At 58.2% G+C, this 15,405-nt stretch carries 18 protein-coding genes and 1 pseudogene; 5 read left to right on the top strand and 14 right to left on the bottom strand.

Annotation, left to right across the window (positions count from 1 at the left end):
• Both PSTU_RS20950 and PSTU_RS0117155 read left to right on the top strand, forming a co-directional pair.
• A pseudogene (locus PSTU_RS20950) lies at positions 1 to 367 on the top strand (LysR family transcriptional regulator); the annotation flags it as partial.
• A 43-nt stretch (positions 368 to 410) separates the two neighbouring features.
• Entirely contained in the window at positions 411 to 617 is a 207-nt protein-coding gene (locus PSTU_RS0117155) for a DUF2905 domain-containing protein (protein ID WP_019342245.1), read from the top strand.
• Between the two features lie 24 nt (positions 618 to 641).
• Here PSTU_RS0117155 and pdxJ read toward each other — a convergent pair whose 3' ends face one another.
• The 11 genes from pdxJ to rpoE all read right to left on the bottom strand — a co-directional run bounded on the left by pdxJ (position 642) and on the right by rpoE (position 9,937).
• Positions 642 to 1,388 carry a pyridoxine 5'-phosphate synthase gene (gene pdxJ / locus PSTU_RS0117150; protein ID WP_019342244.1) on the bottom strand — a complete coding sequence of 249 codons (747 nt, stop codon included), beginning with the start codon at positions 1,386 to 1,388 and terminating at the stop codon, positions 642 to 644.
• Positions 1,381 to 2,073, bottom strand: a complete 693-nt coding sequence (gene recO / locus PSTU_RS0117145) for a DNA repair protein RecO (RefSeq protein ID WP_019342243.1) — start codon at positions 2,071 to 2,073, stop codon at positions 1,381 to 1,383. The genes pdxJ and recO overlap by 8 nt, the downstream gene beginning before the upstream one ends.
• A 102-nt stretch (positions 2,074 to 2,175) precedes the next feature.
• A complete protein-coding gene (gene era, locus PSTU_RS0117135; RefSeq protein WP_019342241.1) occupies positions 2,176 to 3,087 on the bottom strand; it encodes a GTPase Era in 912 nt (303 codons plus the stop codon).
• Positions 3,080 to 3,769, bottom strand: coding sequence for a ribonuclease III (rnc, locus tag PSTU_RS0117130; RefSeq protein WP_019342240.1), 690 nt, complete (start codon positions 3,767 to 3,769; stop codon positions 3,080 to 3,082). The genes era and rnc overlap by 8 nt, the downstream gene beginning before the upstream one ends.
• Positions 3,766 to 4,143, bottom strand: coding sequence for a DUF4845 domain-containing protein (locus PSTU_RS0117125; RefSeq protein ID WP_019342239.1), 378 nt, complete (start codon positions 4,141 to 4,143; stop codon positions 3,766 to 3,768). The genes rnc and PSTU_RS0117125 overlap by 4 nt, the downstream gene beginning before the upstream one ends.
• A gap of 90 nt (positions 4,144 to 4,233) precedes the next feature.
• Positions 4,234 to 5,088, bottom strand: coding sequence for a signal peptidase I (lepB, locus tag PSTU_RS0117120; protein WP_019342238.1), 855 nt, complete (start codon positions 5,086 to 5,088; stop codon positions 4,234 to 4,236).
• Between the two features lies 1 nt (position 5,089).
• Positions 5,090 to 6,889, bottom strand: a complete 1,800-nt coding sequence (lepA, locus tag PSTU_RS0117115) for a translation elongation factor 4 (RefSeq protein WP_019342237.1) — start codon at positions 6,887 to 6,889, stop codon at positions 5,090 to 5,092.
• Between the two features lie 439 nt (positions 6,890 to 7,328).
• A complete protein-coding gene (locus tag PSTU_RS0117110) occupies positions 7,329 to 7,775 on the bottom strand; it encodes a SoxR reducing system RseC family protein (RefSeq protein ID WP_019342236.1) in 447 nt (148 codons plus the stop codon).
• Positions 7,772 to 8,716, bottom strand: coding sequence for a MucB/RseB C-terminal domain-containing protein (locus tag PSTU_RS0117105; protein ID WP_019342235.1), 945 nt, complete (start codon positions 8,714 to 8,716; stop codon positions 7,772 to 7,774). Before PSTU_RS0117105 ends, PSTU_RS0117110 begins: the two co-directional genes overlap by 4 nt.
• Positions 8,717 to 8,724: 8 nt before the next feature.
• Complete coding sequence (locus tag PSTU_RS0117100; RefSeq protein ID WP_019342234.1) at positions 8,725 to 9,324, bottom strand: sigma-E factor negative regulatory protein; 600 nt, start codon at positions 9,322 to 9,324, stop codon at positions 8,725 to 8,727.
• Between the two features lie 31 nt (positions 9,325 to 9,355).
• On the bottom strand, positions 9,356 to 9,937 hold the full coding sequence (gene rpoE / locus PSTU_RS0117095; RefSeq protein ID WP_019342233.1) for an RNA polymerase sigma factor RpoE: 582 nt from the start codon (positions 9,935 to 9,937) through the stop codon (positions 9,356 to 9,358).
• A gap of 354 nt (positions 9,938 to 10,291) precedes the next feature.
• Between rpoE and nadB the strand changes: the two genes are divergently transcribed.
• Positions 10,292 to 11,905: an L-aspartate oxidase gene (gene nadB, locus PSTU_RS0117090; RefSeq protein WP_019342232.1), complete on the top strand. Its 1,614-nt coding sequence runs from the start codon at positions 10,292 to 10,294 to the stop codon at positions 11,903 to 11,905.
• Here nadB and PSTU_RS0117085 read toward each other — a convergent pair.
• Both PSTU_RS0117085 and PSTU_RS0117080 read right to left on the bottom strand, forming a co-directional pair.
• A complete protein-coding gene (locus PSTU_RS0117085) occupies positions 11,874 to 12,329 on the bottom strand; it encodes a protein YgfX (protein WP_019342231.1) in 456 nt (151 codons plus the stop codon). The two genes, nadB and PSTU_RS0117085, sit on opposite strands and share 32 nt — an antisense overlap.
• Entirely contained in the window at positions 12,313 to 12,567 is a 255-nt protein-coding gene (locus PSTU_RS0117080; RefSeq protein WP_019342230.1) for a succinate dehydrogenase assembly factor 2, read from the bottom strand. Before PSTU_RS0117080 ends, PSTU_RS0117085 begins: the two co-directional genes overlap by 17 nt.
• A 152-nt stretch (positions 12,568 to 12,719) precedes the next feature.
• Here PSTU_RS0117080 and PSTU_RS0117075 point away from each other — a divergent pair, with 152 nt between their 5' ends.
• On the top strand, positions 12,720 to 13,667 hold the full coding sequence (locus PSTU_RS0117075) for a YgfZ/GcvT domain-containing protein (protein WP_019342229.1): 948 nt from the start codon (positions 12,720 to 12,722) through the stop codon (positions 13,665 to 13,667).
• A gap of 45 nt (positions 13,668 to 13,712) precedes the next feature.
• Positions 13,713 to 14,549, top strand: coding sequence for an HDOD domain-containing protein (locus PSTU_RS0117070; protein WP_019342228.1), 837 nt, complete (start codon positions 13,713 to 13,715; stop codon positions 14,547 to 14,549).
• A gap of 43 nt (positions 14,550 to 14,592) precedes the next feature.
• Here the strand turns inward: PSTU_RS0117070 and ung are convergent, their stop codons facing one another.
• A complete protein-coding gene (gene ung, locus PSTU_RS0117065; protein ID WP_019342227.1) occupies positions 14,593 to 15,288 on the bottom strand; it encodes a uracil-DNA glycosylase in 696 nt (231 codons plus the stop codon).
• Positions 15,289 to 15,405: the final 117 nt, after the last annotated feature.

Raw genomic sequence — 15,405 nt, 5'->3', positions numbered from 1 at the left:
GTTCGGGGCGGGAGGAGCCGGTGGCGTCGCGGTCGAGCGCACCCCGCTGCCACTGGCCCTGGCCAGCCCTGATTGTGCCTGGCGCCGTCAGGCGCTGGATGCGCTCGACCGAGCTGGACGTAGCTACCGTATCGCCTATTCCGCCGATCAGTGCGCAGGGCAGGAAGCTGCAATGATCGCTGATCTTGCCGTGGCACCCTATCCACTGAGTCTGATCCGTCCTCCACTGAAGCGCCTGGAAGAAAGCGCCAGCCTGCCAGCTCTCGGCGAGTATCAGATCAAGCTGCTACGGGCCGCAGATCGCAGCGAGCCTGTAGAGGTCCTGGCCCGCCATGTCATAGCGGCATTTGCCGCCTATCACAAATAACCAACGCAGCGGATCTCAGGCAACGGCGAGAAAGGAAGACGGAATGGCGAAATGGCTGATTGGCGCAGGCCTGTTGCTGCTCTTGCTCGGCGCGGTTCTTCATTATGCGCCAGGGCTGCTGAGCTGGTTCGGCAAGCTCCCCGGCGATATCCGCATCGAATCGGAGCGCAGCCGAACCTTCATTCCGATCACTTCAATGATCATCCTCAGCGTAGTGTTAACGATCCTGCTGAACCTGTTCAGGCGATAAGCGAACTGCGCCCACCTGGAAGCCTTATCCGCGAGCCGCGGCGGTCAGGATGAGGTGTTTCATTTCCTTGACCGCTTGTTTGAAACCAACGAACAGCGCGTGCGCGACGATCGCATGACCGATGTTCAATTCGTTGACCCCTCGGATGGCAGCGATGGCCTCGGCATTGTGATAATGCAGCCCGTGTCCGGCATTGACGATCAAACCATGGCTCAGCCCTGACTCGACACCATCACGGATACGGGCTAGCTCGCACGCTCTCTCGGCCACGCCCTGTGCATCAGCATAGCGCCCAGTATGCAGTTCGATGGCCGGCGCGCCGACTCGAGCAGCGGCTTCGATCTGCCGCGGGTCGGCATCGATGAACAACGATACTTCCGCTCCGCAGGCAGCCAGACGACTGACCGCGTCTCTGATGCGCGACTCCTGGCCGGCAACATCGAGCCCCCCTTCGGTGGTGAGCTCCTGGCGAGTCTCCGGCACCAGGCAAACATGCTCCGGCCGCAGCTGTTCAGCGAAGGCCAGCATGGCATCGGTCACGCCCATCTCGAAGTTCATCCGGGTTTGCAGCGCATCCTTCATCATCAGCACGTCACGCTCCTGGATGTGCCGACGGTCCTCGCGCAGATGCACGGTGATGCCATCGGCCCCCGCCTCCTCGGCATCCAGCGCGGCCTTGACCGGGTCCGGGTAGCGCGTGCCGCGCGCTTGACGCAGGGTGGCGACATGATCGACGTTGACGCCGAGCAGAATTCGATTGGCTTCAGTCACGCGGGACCTCCTTGATGTTCATGAACAGTTCGCGGCTGACCAGAGGTCGGCCACCCAGATGGGGCGCCAATGCCTGCCGCATCAATCTTTTTGCTGCTGCCAGGGCGCCAGGTACTTCCCAATCGGCCTCGGCCATGGCCAGGAGTTCCGCGCCATTGAACAGGCCGGGTTGAAACTGACCCACGGGCTCCAGCCCGGTATCCGGTAACAACCGATAGAGCCCACCGCTGGCGATCGGCTGCGCAGAAATATCCCTATCCAAGGCGAAACCGTAACCCAGCTCGGTCAGCAGCCGCCATTCGAACGCCCGCAGAATAGGTTCCAGAGGGCGTTTGGCCGCCAGCGCGGGCAGGGTTGCGACATAGTGCTCGAACATAGCGGGATGGGCGTCCTCAGCCGGGAGCAGGCGAATCAGCAATTCGTTGAGGTACATGCCGCTGAACAACGCATTGCCATCCAGCCAGTAGGCCAGACCAGCACTTTCCAGGCGGGCCACGGCCTTGAGATCACTACGACCACGGAACTCGACTTCAAGCGGCACAAACGGTCTGGCCAGCGTGCCCGCCTTGCCGCGTGCGCCACGAAGCACCGCGCGCAACCTTCCTTCAGGCGTGAAGAAATCCACCAGCGCACTGCTCTCGCGGTATGGACGACTGTGCAGAACGAAGGCGGATTGGGCGGTCATGAGATGAGGCGAGCGCCGCGAGGTGGGTGATCAACTATGCGCCAACTGCAGCTGGCTGCTGCAATTGGCAATCAAGTATGGCAAGAACCAAATTGCTTTGACTCAGCTGTAGCCCAGCGAATGCAGCGCCCGTTCATCATCGGACCAGCCGCTCTTCACTTTCACCCAGAGATTGAGCATGACCTTGGAATCGAACAGCACTTCCATGTCCTTGCGCGCTTCCTGGCCGATGCGCTTGATGCGCTCGCCCTTGTCGCCAATGATGATCTTCTTCTGGCCGTCGCGTTCGACGAGGATCAGCGCATGAATATGCAGCACGTGGCCCTGCTGCTTGAAGTCTTCAATCTCGACGGTGATCTGGTAGGGCACTTCTGCGCCGAGCTGGCGCATGATCTTCTCGCGTACCAGCTCCGCCGCCAGGAAGCGGCTGCTGCGGTCGGTAATCTGGTCCTCGGGGAAGAAATGTTCGCCCTCGGGCAAGTGCGAGGCGACGAGCTTCTCGAACACATCCAGATTCTGTCCGTGCTGGGCGGAGATCGGCACGATCTCAGCTCTAGGCAGTTGCTGAGCCAACCATTCGAAATGCGGCAGTAATTCGCCCTTATCCTCGACGCGATCAGTCTTGTTCACCGCAACGATGACCGGACCTTCAACGTACTGCACACGTTCGAGCACCAACTGATCCTCATCGGTCCAGCGCGTGCGGTCGACCACGAACACTACGACATCGACATCTTTCAAAGCCGAGGAAGCCGTGCGATTCATATAGCGATTGAGGGCGGTCTCGCCATTCTTGTGCAGGCCGGGCGTATCGACGTACACCGCCTGGACGGCGCCTTCGGTCTTGATGCCCAGCATGTTGTGTCGGGTTGTCTGCGGCTTGCGCGAGGTGATCGCGAGCTTCTGTCCGAGCACGTGGTTGAGCAGGGTCGACTTGCCCACGTTGGGCCTTCCCACGATGGCTACATAGCCGCAGCGGGTGACGTCTTCACCTTCAATTCGTTCATCAGTCATTGCCGTTCTCCACGCCCAGCGCAATCAATGCCGAGGCAGCGGCAACCTGTTCGGCAATACGCCGGCTGGCACCCTGCCCTTGAGTCTTCTCATTGAGCAACGATATCTGGCACTCGACGAAGAAGGTCCTGCAATGCGGTTCGCCCTGGATCGCTACTACTTCGTACTTGGGTAGTTCGCATGCGCGCGATTGCAGAAACTCCTGCAGCCGCGTCTTCGGATCCTTGTTGGTATCAACGAGCGTAAGCCCCTCCAACTCATTGGCTAGCCAGGCAAGCACGCGATCACGCGCCGCCTCAATCCCTGCATCCAGGTAGATCGCACCGATCAGGGCTTCCAGCGTATCGGCGAGGATCGATTCACGGCGAAAACCACCGCTTTTCAGCTCGCCGGAACCGAGCCGCAGGTATTCGCCAAGTTCAAACCCACGAGCAAGCACTGCCAGCGTTTCACCCTTAACCAGGCGTGCCCGAAGACGGGAGAGTTGCCCCTCCTTGGCCTGAGGAAAATGATTGAACAGCGCCTCGCCGGCGATGAAGTTGAGAATGGCATCGCCGAGAAACTCCAGCCGCTCATTGTTGCGTCCGGCATAGCTGCGATGCGTCAGAGCCAGGAGCATCAGCTCCTGGTCCTTGAATTGATATCCGAGCCTGCGCTCGAGACGGGCTAACGAAGTGCTCACGGCATCCTTAGGCGATATTCTTTATCGAAGTTCGCCACCAGATCGAGATTACGGATCAGGGGCTCGCGTTTTTCATAGTCCAAGTGGACCTTGAACTCATTATTCTCAATCACGACCTTCATCGCCTCGTCGAGGTTCAGGTCGCGAATACCATTGACGTCCATGCCTTTGCGTACATGGCTATAGAAATCTCGCACGGTGCGGATGTCCAGCGCCTTGTCACTCTCGACCCCTGAGATGATCTTGTCCATCGACATATAGTCGAAGTAATGCGGCAGCATCTTGAATGCGGTACTGGCAAAAAAAGCGACCAGCGCCAGCACCATGATCCAGCTCAGCATGGACAGCCCTTTTTGCGAACGTGCGAAACTCATGTCGACCTCTATGTCGTACGTAACCCGCGGATCGGGAACTGTGCAAATATAACGGTCCGGCTCGCTGGAACCGGGCCCTGATTCACAGACTCAGTGAATCAATCCTACGCGGGAAAAGTGCGGCAGGTTGCTGAACTTCGGATCAGGCCAGCTCATCCATACGGCGAAGGCCTTGCCGACAATATTGCGGTCTGGAACCATGCCGGCGAACTCCGCTGGAATCGCAGCATCGTGCCAGTAGCGGCTGTCGTTGGAATTGTCGCGGTTGTCGCCCATCATAAAGTAATGGCCTTCCGGAACCTGCCACTCGCGGTTGGGTTCGACCCGATAGCGGGCCATTTCCTTACGGATGAGGTGCTCCACCTCACCAAGTTTTTCCTGGTAAAGCTTGGCGCTGCCCAGACTTCCAGGCTCTTCTCCAATCAGCATTTCAGGTACCAGCTCGCCGTTGATGCTCAGCCGCTTGTCGCTGCTGTAGCGAATCACATCGCCGGGCAGGCCTATGACGCGCTTGATGTAGTTTATGTTGGGATCGCTGGGGTAACGAAACACCATGACATCGCCACGCTGCGGATCACTGACCTCGATGATCTTGGTGTCGACCACCGGTAGCCGGATGCCATAGGCGAACTTGTTGACCAGGATAAAATCGCCGACCTCGAGCGTCGGGATCATCGACCCCGATGGAATCTGGAACGGTTCGATCAAAAACGAGCGCAATACCAGCACGATCGCGAGAACCGGGAAAAACGATTTGCCGTATTCGATCAGAACCGGCTCTCTGTTCAAAGCGTCGAGCGTCGACTGATCAGGCTCCCTAGTCTGGCCTTCGTAGCTAGCGATCGCGGCCCGACGCCGAGGCGCGAACACCAGCAGATCGAGCAGCGCGAGAAAACCGCACACAGCAACGGCAATGACCAGCACCAGCGGGAAATTGATCGACATATCAGCTATCTACCTTGAGCACTGCGAGGAAGGCTTCTTGCGGGATTTCCACGTTGCCTACCTGCTTCATTCGCTTCTTACCGGCCTTTTGCTTTTCAAGCAGCTTGCGCTTACGACTCACGTCACCGCCGTAGCACTTCGCCAAAACGTTTTTGCGCAAGGCCTTTACGGTGCTGCGCGCAACAATCTGACCACCCAGTGCGGCCTGGATGGCAACGTCGAACATCTGTCTAGGGATCAGCTCCTTCATCTTCTCGACGAGAATCCGTCCTTTGTAATGCGCATTATCGCGGTGCACGATCAGTGCGAGCGCGTCGACCTTATCACCGTTGATAAGGATATCCAGGCGAGTGAGATTGGCTGACTGGAAGCACTCGAAGCTGTAGTCCAGCGAGGCATAGCCACGACTGACTGATTTGAGCCGATCGAAAAAGTCGAGCACCACTTCGCTCATTGGCAGGTCATAGCGCACCTGGACCTGGCTTCCGAGAAACTGCAGATCGTGCTGCACGCCCCGCTTTTCGATGCATAGCGTAATGACGCTGCCAAGATGCTCTTGGGGCACGAGTATGTTGGCCCGAACGATGGGCTCACGCATATCTTCAATAGAGGAGAGATCCGGCAGCTTGGACGGACTATCGACATATATAGTCTCACCGTTCTTCAGCAACAGCTCATAGACCACGGTCGGCGCCGTGGTGATCAGATCCAGGTCATACTCGCGCTCGAGGCGCTCCTGGATAATCTCCATGTGCAACATGCCGAGGAAGCCGATACGGAAGCCGAACCCAAGCGCGTCTGAACTCTCCGGCTCGTACTGCAGTGCCGCATCGTTAAGCGTGAGCTTTTGCAGTGCTTCACGGAAATCTTCGAAATCGTCTGAGCTTACCGGAAACAGGCCCGCATAGACCTGCGGCTTGACCCGTTTGAAACCAGGCAGCATCTCGACGTCGGGCGTGTTCGACAGGGTGAGCGTGTCGCCAACCGGAGCACCGTGGATATCCTTGATACCGGCGATGATAAAGCCGACTTCGCCAGCCTTGAGGTCCGCCGTACTGGTGTGTTTCGGGTTGAAGACGCCCACGCTATCGACCTGGTGCACCTTGCCAGTGGACTTGACCAGAACCTTGTCACCCTTCTTGATCCGGCCATGGCGAACACGGACCAGCGAGACGACACCAAGGTAGTTGTCGAACCAGGAATCAATGATCAGCGCCTGCAGCGGCGCATCGATTTCGCCCGTCGGTGGTGGAATGACTGCCACCAGACGCTCAAGCACATCGTCTACGCCCATCCCGCTTTTGGCGCTGCACGCCACCGCGTCAGTCGCATCGATACCGATGATATGTTCGATTTCGTCCTTGACCTTATCGGGATCGGCCTGCGGCAGATCCATCTTGTTCAGCACAGGCATGACTTCCAAGCCCTGCTCGATGGCTGTATAGCAGTTGGCTACCGATTGCGCTTCAACACCCTGCCCGGCATCAACGACCAGCAACGCACCCTCGCACGCAGCCAGCGAGCGACTGACCTCATAGGTGAAATCCACGTGGCCTGGGGTGTCGATAAAGTTCAGCTGGTAAGTGTTGCCATCCTTCGCCTTGTAGTACAGCGTGACGCTGTGCGCCTTGATAGTGATGCCTCGTTCGCGTTCGAGGTCCATCGAATCAAGCACCTGGGCGTTCATTTCACGCTCGGTCAAACCGCCACACATCTGAATAAAACGGTCAGCAAGAGTCGACTTGCCATGATCGATGTGCGCGATGATAGAAAAATTGCGGATATGACTCAGGTCGCTCACAGCTCAACACCCAATACGTCGCGAGCCGATTGCCCGCCGAAAATAGCCGCGAAGTGTACCTGATCGGTCTATCCAGTGCCACGCTGGTCCCCGCAACCTGCTTTCAAAGCGCCAAGCAGCCGACGAGCCGAACGGACAACAATACGCTGCATTGCGCGATGCAAACGGGACCGGCATTCACCCGCCGAGGCACCGATCTCTCAGAGCAAAGCTTCATCCTCAGAAGGGTTCACCCGTGCCGGAACAGCAGAAAGAGCAAAACTGCCCAGCTCGGCGCCGAATCAACGCCACGCACGAGCAATCGAAGCAGCGCGAAACGGACGCTCAGCGTCGGCAACGGGGTGGGATCGAGTGAGCGAAAAAGGTGAGCGAATGCACAGGACACAAGGCGACTATCCCGAAGCCTGCATCAGACCGCTCCTATATACAGACTGTTTGATCAGGGCGCGACTGCCATTGTCGCTCGCAGTACAACTGGCTGCAGATCAGGGTCTGAAGCTGTGTGCCGGCTGCGTTTGTATACGATCAACCAAGAAATGGCGAAACCGCTAATACCGGCCAGCATGACATATGCCTCGGCAGCTGAAAGCGCCGAAGCAATGGCTGCCGATATCAGTAATGCGATTAAGGGAAATAGGTAGACAAGGGCAGCACCACGAAGCAGCGCGCGCTCCCGCACACCAATTACGACGCCATCCCCAACACTAAGATGCAGATCAGACACCGCGAGCGTCAACCCACGTCGCTCACGAATACCAAGCCTGTCCATAACGCCCTGTCCACAGCCATTCTTAACAGAACAGCCGGAACAGGTGCTGCCGCGCTTCGTCTCAACCCAAACTGCGCCGGGGGTCACCGCAACTACACGCCCTGACTCCTCGATCATTGCGGTGCCTGGTCGGCCCCGGAGCGCATGGACAAGGCAATTCGCTCCGCAGTGCCTAGAGGGATTTCCCCGACAACAGTAACCATGACATCACCGTCAGCTGTCGAAATACGCTTCGAGACGGCCACCGTTGGCCCCATCTGACTGCGTGCATCTTCAACGACTGCATCGCCTAGAGGCTCGATAAATACCGACACGCGGGCTATTCCGTCGCCATAAGACAACCAGGTCACCGGCTCTTTCGAAACGGGGCTGGAACGCACGTCCGAATCAATCAACCGAAAGCCGTCCGGCAACCAATCAGAGCGCCATTTCGTTGATGCCGCTTCCTTTTGATCCGCAGCGAGCGAGACCGGCTTGCAATCGGCGCCGCCCTTCAGATCGGCGGGCGCCGCAGAGCCTGGTTCAAAATGGGTGAACTGAAAGCGCTCAAGCAATTGCCCGCTTTCGTCAAGCAACAATGATTTGAGCGGCAGGGAAGTTTCTCGGTCGAGATGCAACTCAAAGCCGTAGCGGTGCTGATCGCGAGGACGTATAGCCAGTGCAACTGTTGGGCGTCCTGCAACCCGGGATTCACCGATGACTTGAAAGTCGTACCACTTGGAAAGTATGTCCGGCTCCAACCGCTGTTGCCACGGCGTGATTTCCCGCACTTGGGACGCCATGTCTTCGCTCGCGCACTGAATCTTCCCGTTCAGGAGCACGACCTCTGCAGCGGGACCATCCAGCCGCAATAGCCGCTCATGCAACTGTTTATCATCTGCCAGCTGCCAGACAGCATGACTGGAAAAGCTGCCGTTTCGCTCATAGACGAAGGTGCCTTGGTAGCTTTGTTTTTTCTCAGCGGCAGCAAGTCGCTGCATCAAGACATCGGCCTCAGCAGCGAAGGCCGGCATCGATAGCCAGCCTCCGAGTACCACAAACAGCGGTATTACACGCATGTTGTTCCTTAACGATCTTCCATGCTGGCAGCACGAGCATAGGGCAGCGCACTTTCCGAACCGCTACCAAAAGCGGCTTGCTGAGCATGCTGACGCACATACGCCGGCAACCTCTTTTCATGCCAGCTGTTAGTTGGCGCCTCCGCTCCCGTTACCTGAGCACCCGGAACGGCCGTACCTTCGCTATAACCTGCCAACACAGCTGGCCCCTGGCTGGCCTGCGGCACTGCAATGCTAGGCTGCGCAGGCTGCTGAGCAATCTGAGGACCGGCCACTTCGCTCTGATTGTACAGACGCACACCCGCCAACACAGCGACGGTGACCGACGCCGCAACAGCAAGACGACCTACATTCTTCCAAGCCAAGCGCTGAGGCTTGGCCACCGATATCGCGGGCTCGTCGGCCAAAGCGGCCGAAACCGCCGCAGCGATATCCATACGAGGCTCGATCAGTTCCTTGTGCATTGCGGCACGAGCAACCTGGTAGCGCGACCAAGTCGATCGCATTTCACTGTCGCCCTCTGCGGCGAGCACTCGACGTAATTCTAACTCGTCCGCTTCGTTATCCATCACCGCGGACAGCGATTCATGCAGGGCTTCACGACTCATGGCGGTTCCTCTCTTGGCTATCGCCGCTGTCTCAGGATTCATGCAACAAGGGTTGCAATGCTTTATCGATGGCTTCCCGCGCTCGGAATATCCGTGAGCGGACCGTACCCACCGGACACTGCATGACGTTTGCAATGTCTTCATAACTAAGACCATCAAATTCACGCAGTGTTAGAGCCGTACGCAAATCTTCTGGAAGTTGTTGGATAGTTCTATGAACTGTGTCTTCTATTTCATCCCTGAGAAGCGCTCGCTCCGGCGACTCTATATCTTTAAGGGCGTGATCCCCCTCATAGAACTCAGCATCTTCGGAGCTGACATCGCTGTCTGGCGGCCGTCTTCCTCGCGCCACCAGATGATTCTTCGCCGTATTGATTGCGATGCGGTACAGCCATGTATAAAAAGCACTATCTCCACGAAAATTCGCTAGCGCACGATAGGCCTTAATAAAGGCTTCCTGCGCAACATCCTGGGCTTCGTGAGAATCATGCACAAAGCGCACGATCAATCCGAGAATCTTGTGCTGGTATTTCAATACCAACAAATCGAAAGCCCGTTTATCTCCTCGCTGCACTCGCTCGACCAGTTGCTGGTCCTGCTCCTGGGTTAGCATAAACACTCCTCCATGACCCGGTAGGGGTGCTGTGCTCGCCTACGAGCTGACCTGCCAGAATAGACCCGGGCTTTACACAAAAGTTCTCCCCCTTCAAGCAAGCATTCCTGCAACACACCTGACTGCATTGGCGAGCTACGCCTCGAAACGAATCGTTCCGATGGCGTCGCCCTGATATCCACAGCAAAACCCCGCCGCCCACCGCACGATGGCCAGCCGGGTTTTATCCACAACTGTCTATAGAGACAAGCCTGCAAGAAAAGTTCCAAAGCGCCCAGCCAAGTCCAACAAGGGCCGCTATTTTGCCGGTGGAAGCAGCTATATACTAGCGCTCGCCTCAACGTGGGATTCGAAATGAGCCGACATTATCAATACGACGTTCTAGTCATAGGCAGCGGCGCAGCTGGCCTGACCCTGGCGCTCAATCTGCCTCCCTCACTCCAGGTTGCGGTGTTGAGCAAGGGCGAACTGGCCAATGGCTCCACGTATTGGGCTCAGGGAGGTGTGGCCGCGGTGCTGGACACTACTGACACCATCGAATCCCATGTCGCCGACACCCTCGTTGCCGGCGGCGGTCTGTGCAAGGAAGAAGCAGTACGTTTTACCGTGGAGCACAGCCGCGAAGCTATCCAATGGCTGATCGAACAGGGCGTCCCGTTCACTCGCGATGACACCCAGCGCGAAGAGGACGGCTTCGAATATCACCTGACCCGCGAGGGGGGACACAGCCACAGGCGCATCATTCATGCCGCAGACGCGACCGGCGCTGCAATTTTCAATACCCTGCTCGCACGCGCGCATGATCGGGAAAACATCGATCTGCTGCATCAGCGCGTCGCCGTGGACCTGATTACCGAACACAAGCTGGGCCTGAGTGGCAAGCGGTGCCTGGGTGCCTATGTGCTGGATCGAAGCAACGGGGAAGTGGACACCTTCCACGCGAAATTCACCGTACTGGCGACCGGTGGCGCCGCGAAGGTATATCTGTATACCAGCAACCCCGACGGTGCATGTGGCGACGGTATCGCCATGGCGTGGCGCGCCGGATGCAGAGTGGGCAATCTGGAGTTCAATCAGTTTCATCCAACCTGCCTGTACCACCCAAAAGCCAAAAGCTTTTTGGTTACCGAGGCGTTGCGTGGCGAGGGCGCTGTGCTGAAGCTGCCCAACGGTGAACGTTTCATGCCGCGCTTCGACCCGCGTGCCGAACTGGCGCCCCGTGACATCGTGGCCCGCGCGATCGATCATGAAATGAAGCGTCTCGGCATCGATTGCGTCTATCTGGATATCAGCGACAAACCGACGGAATTCATCAAAGCGCACTTCCCGACCGTGTATGAGCGCTGCCTGGAATTCGGCATCGACATCACCTGCGAGCCGATCCCGGTGGTACCGGCGGCCCACTATACCTGCGGCGGCGTGCTGGTCGACCAGGCCGGCAGAACCGACATACCAGGACTCTACGCAATCGGCGAAACCAGCTTTACCGGCTTGCATGGCGCCAACCGCATGGCCAGCAATTCGCTACTGGAGTGTTTCGTCTATGCGCGCGCCGCTGCGCACGACATGCTTCGCGAACTGCCCGGCGTCACCACTCCCAGCGCCCTGCCGACATGGGACGCCACCCAGGTAACCGATTCGGACGAAGACGTCATTATCGCGCACAATTGGGACGAACTGCGGCGGTTCATGTGGGACTACGTAGGTATCGTTCGCACCACCAAGCGACTCATGCGCGCGCAGCATCGGGTTCGCTTGCTGCTTGGCGAAATCGATGAGTTCTATAGCAATTACAAGGTCTCACGGGACCTGATCGAGCTGAGGAATCTTGCAACCGTTGCTGAGCTGATGATTGGTTCGGCCATGCAACGAAAGGAAAGCCGGGGCCTGCATTTTACGCTGGACTATCCTGAACAGCTGCCCGAAGCCAGAGACACTATCCTGGCGCCGCCCACCTACGACGGCTGAACTTCAACCTGAGCCGCAAACGCCGGTGTTGCTCCGGCGCCATTGCACCGTGCGGAATGCAGACCCCCTGAGCAAACCAGTCACCCGGCCGTTTGAATCGCAATACCACGACCAGCGGAAGCGCAATGCTGTCAGGCAGTAATTGCACGGGCTGCCAGCCACCCGCCTGACTCCATAGCGACCAACCCTGCTGATCATGGCGCAGACCACGCCACGAACGACCACGACAAAGCAGGACGCGAGACGGTATCGTCCAGGCAGCGTGCAGCAAGCACAGCGACAACCCGAACATCAGTAGCCACAAGGGTACCGGCAAAAAAAACAGTGTGATCACCGCCAGCAGCAGTGTCAGCAGATACAGGGCCAACAGCAGGCCAGAAGCCCGCCAGCGGCACTCGAATGCCTGACTACTTTGGCTGGACACGATCAAGAATCATACGAACCATGAGGCGTAGATCCTCATCTTCAGGCACGTCGCGCTCCATGAACCAGCCAAACATGTCCTGATCTTCAGAGCTCAGCAACTTGCGGTAGCGGCGCTGATCTTCCTCGCCGAGCTGCGGATAGACCTCCTTGACGAAAGGCACCAGCAGTACATCCAGTTCGAGCATGCCGCGACGGCTCTGCCAGAACAGACGATTGAGTTCGGATTGTTCGACCATGCAAATGCTCCTGAGTTGAAGCTGGGCATTATAGCGACTGCCATGAGCGGGCGGCACAAGCATTCAGGCCCACAGAGTGGCAGCTTGCGCACACTGTATTTCGCCCATGGCCTGCTATGATGCCGATCCGGATTTTTCCACGGCGACTCGTCATGACTGACACTGCTTTCTTTTGCGTTTTGTCGCACGAAGGCGTCCTGGCCGTACGCGGCGCGGATGCGAGCAAGTTTCTGCAGGGCCAACTGACCTGCAACCTTAATTACCTCGATGGCCAGCATTCGAGCCTCGGTGCGCGCTGCACACCCAAGGGGCGGATGCAGTCCAGCTTCCGCATCCTGCCGGAAGGCGACGGCTATCTGCTGGCGATGGACCATGAACTGGTCCAGCCGCAACTCGCCGACCTGGCAAAGTTCGCGGTCTTCTCGAAGTCCAAACTGCATGACGAGAGCGCTGAGTGGGTTCGCTTTGGGCTTTGCGAAGGTGATGGCGCTCTTGTCAATCTCGGCCTGGATCTTCCCCAGACGGCCGACATGATGGTCGCTGCGCACGGTTTGATCGCCGTGCGCTTGAATGATGGCCGCGCCGAGCTCTGGGCCCGCGCGCAGGACGCCGAAACCACCCGACTGCGATTGGCAGCCCAGCTCCCCGTGGCATCGATTGACCGCTGGCTGCTCGCACAGATCCGCGCCGGCGTCGGCCAGGTGCTGGCAGCGACCCGTGAGCTGTTCATCCCGCAGATGATCAACTTGCAGGCTCTTGGCGGCGTCAGCTTCAAAAAGGGCTGCTACACCGGCCAGGAAATTGTCGCGCGGATGCAGTATCTGGGTAAATTGAAGCGCCGCCTGCACCGCCTTGCCGCGCAAGATATCGACGCACCGGTGCCGACCGCTGGGCTTGAAATCTACTCCCCAGCGAATGGCTCAAGCGTAGGTGAAGTCGTCATGGCGGCAAACGCCGAGGGCGCTCTGGAGCTGCTGGCCGTGCTGCAGCAAGAGGCTGCAGCAGATGGCCGACTGTTCCTCGGCTCGCCCGACGGCCCTCCGCTGACGCTGCTCCCGTTGCCCTACACCCTAGACGCCGACCGCGAGATCCAGCGCTAGCCATTGCCAGCCACACTCCAAGCCGAATCACAAGTAAGGAAAGACATGAGCACTCTTGCCGACAAGGTCCAGCAGGCACTCACACAGGCAATCGAAAACGACGAGCTGATCCTGCCGACGCTTCCGGAAGTTGCACTGCGGGTAAGAGAAGCCGCAGAGGACCCGGACGTAGGTATACCAACGCTGGCCAAGGTGATTGGCAACGACACCGCTCTCACGGCACGCATCATCAAGGTGGTCAACAGCCCGCTGCTGCGTACCAACAGGGAAATAAACGATCTGCAGATGGCGATCAGCCGCCTGGGCATCAACTATACGTCGAACCTCGCGACCGGTCTGGCGATGGAACAGATGTTCCAAGCGACTACCGATGTGGTGGATCGCAAGATGCGTGAGGTCTGGAACAAGAGCACCGAGATTGCCGCTATCAGTCACGTGCTGTGCCGCAACTTCACCCGCCTCCCTGCCGACCAGGCAACGCTGGCGGGACTGGTTCACCAGATCGGCGTCCTACCGATCCTCACCTACGCCGAGGAGCACAGCGCGCTGCTTAGCGACTCGATCAGTCTCAATCATGTGATCGACCGGATTCATCCGATCATCGGTGAAAAGATTCTTCGTGCCTGGGAGTTTCCCGAGCCGATCGCCACGGTCCCCGGCCAGTACCTCGATTTCTCACGTGTATCAGCGAAGGTGGATTACGTCGACATCGTCCAGGTGGCAACGCTGCAGAGCTATATCGGCAGCTCGCACCCCTATGCGCAACTCGATTGGAATCAGATCCCCGCATTCGCCAAGCTCGGTCTTGACCCCAGTACGCTGCTGCAAGAAGACGAAGATCTCTCTGCTGCGATGGATGCGGCGATGAGCATGCTTCAGTAAGCGCCTCGCAGGTGCCGCCCGGCATCTGCGCTTGCCGCGCTGTTTAGACTTTCTCCGGCAACGCCCAATCGATTGGCTCAAGGCCGCGCTGCTTTAGAAATTGATTGGCCCGGCTGAAGTGACCGTTGCCGATGAATCCACGATGCGCCGACAGGGGCGACGGATGAACCGACTTCAGTAGCAGATGCCGGGTCGGATCAATCAGCTTCGCTTTGCTCTGGGCATGCGCGCCCCATAGCAGGAACACCACGTTCGAGCGCCTTTCGCTTATCACCTCGATGATCCGATCGGTCAGGCGCTGCCAGCCCATCTTGGCGTGCGATCCGGCCATTCCCTGCTCTACCGTCAATGAGGTGTTGAGCATCAGCACGCCTTGATCCGCCCAATGCTGGAGATAGCCGTGGCTGGGCACGTCCAGATTCAGGTCGCGCTTAAGTTCCTTGAAGATGTTTTGCAATGATGGGGGCGGCGCCACGCCTGGCTGCACCGAAAAACACAACCCGTGCGCCTGACCGGCACCGTGATAGGGGTCCTGCCCCAGAATCACGACGCGAACCTGCTCTAGCGGGGTCGAATCCAAGGCATGAAAAATCAAGGGCCCCGGCGGATAGATCACCTTTCCAGCCGCCTTCTCGCGACGTAGAAAATCTCCCAGCTGTTTCATGTACGGCAGCTCGAATTCTTCCTGCAAAGCTGTTTTCCAGCTGGTTTCGAGTTTGACGCGATCACCTTGATTCATGACGTTGCCCTGGCTTGCCGAGGCGCCGAACCCTAAGGAAAGGATTCTGCCGAGTCAATGCGCGCGAACCGGGCGGACCCATACCGGCAATCACCTTCAGAAAATGTCGGCTACCTC

Origin of the sequence: Stutzerimonas stutzeri SDM-LAC, assembly GCF_000235745.1 — a bacterium.
Taxonomy (GTDB): domain Bacteria; phylum Pseudomonadota; class Gammaproteobacteria; order Pseudomonadales; family Pseudomonadaceae; genus Stutzerimonas; species Stutzerimonas stutzeri_H.
This window is presented reverse-complemented; position numbering and strand designations above follow the sequence as displayed.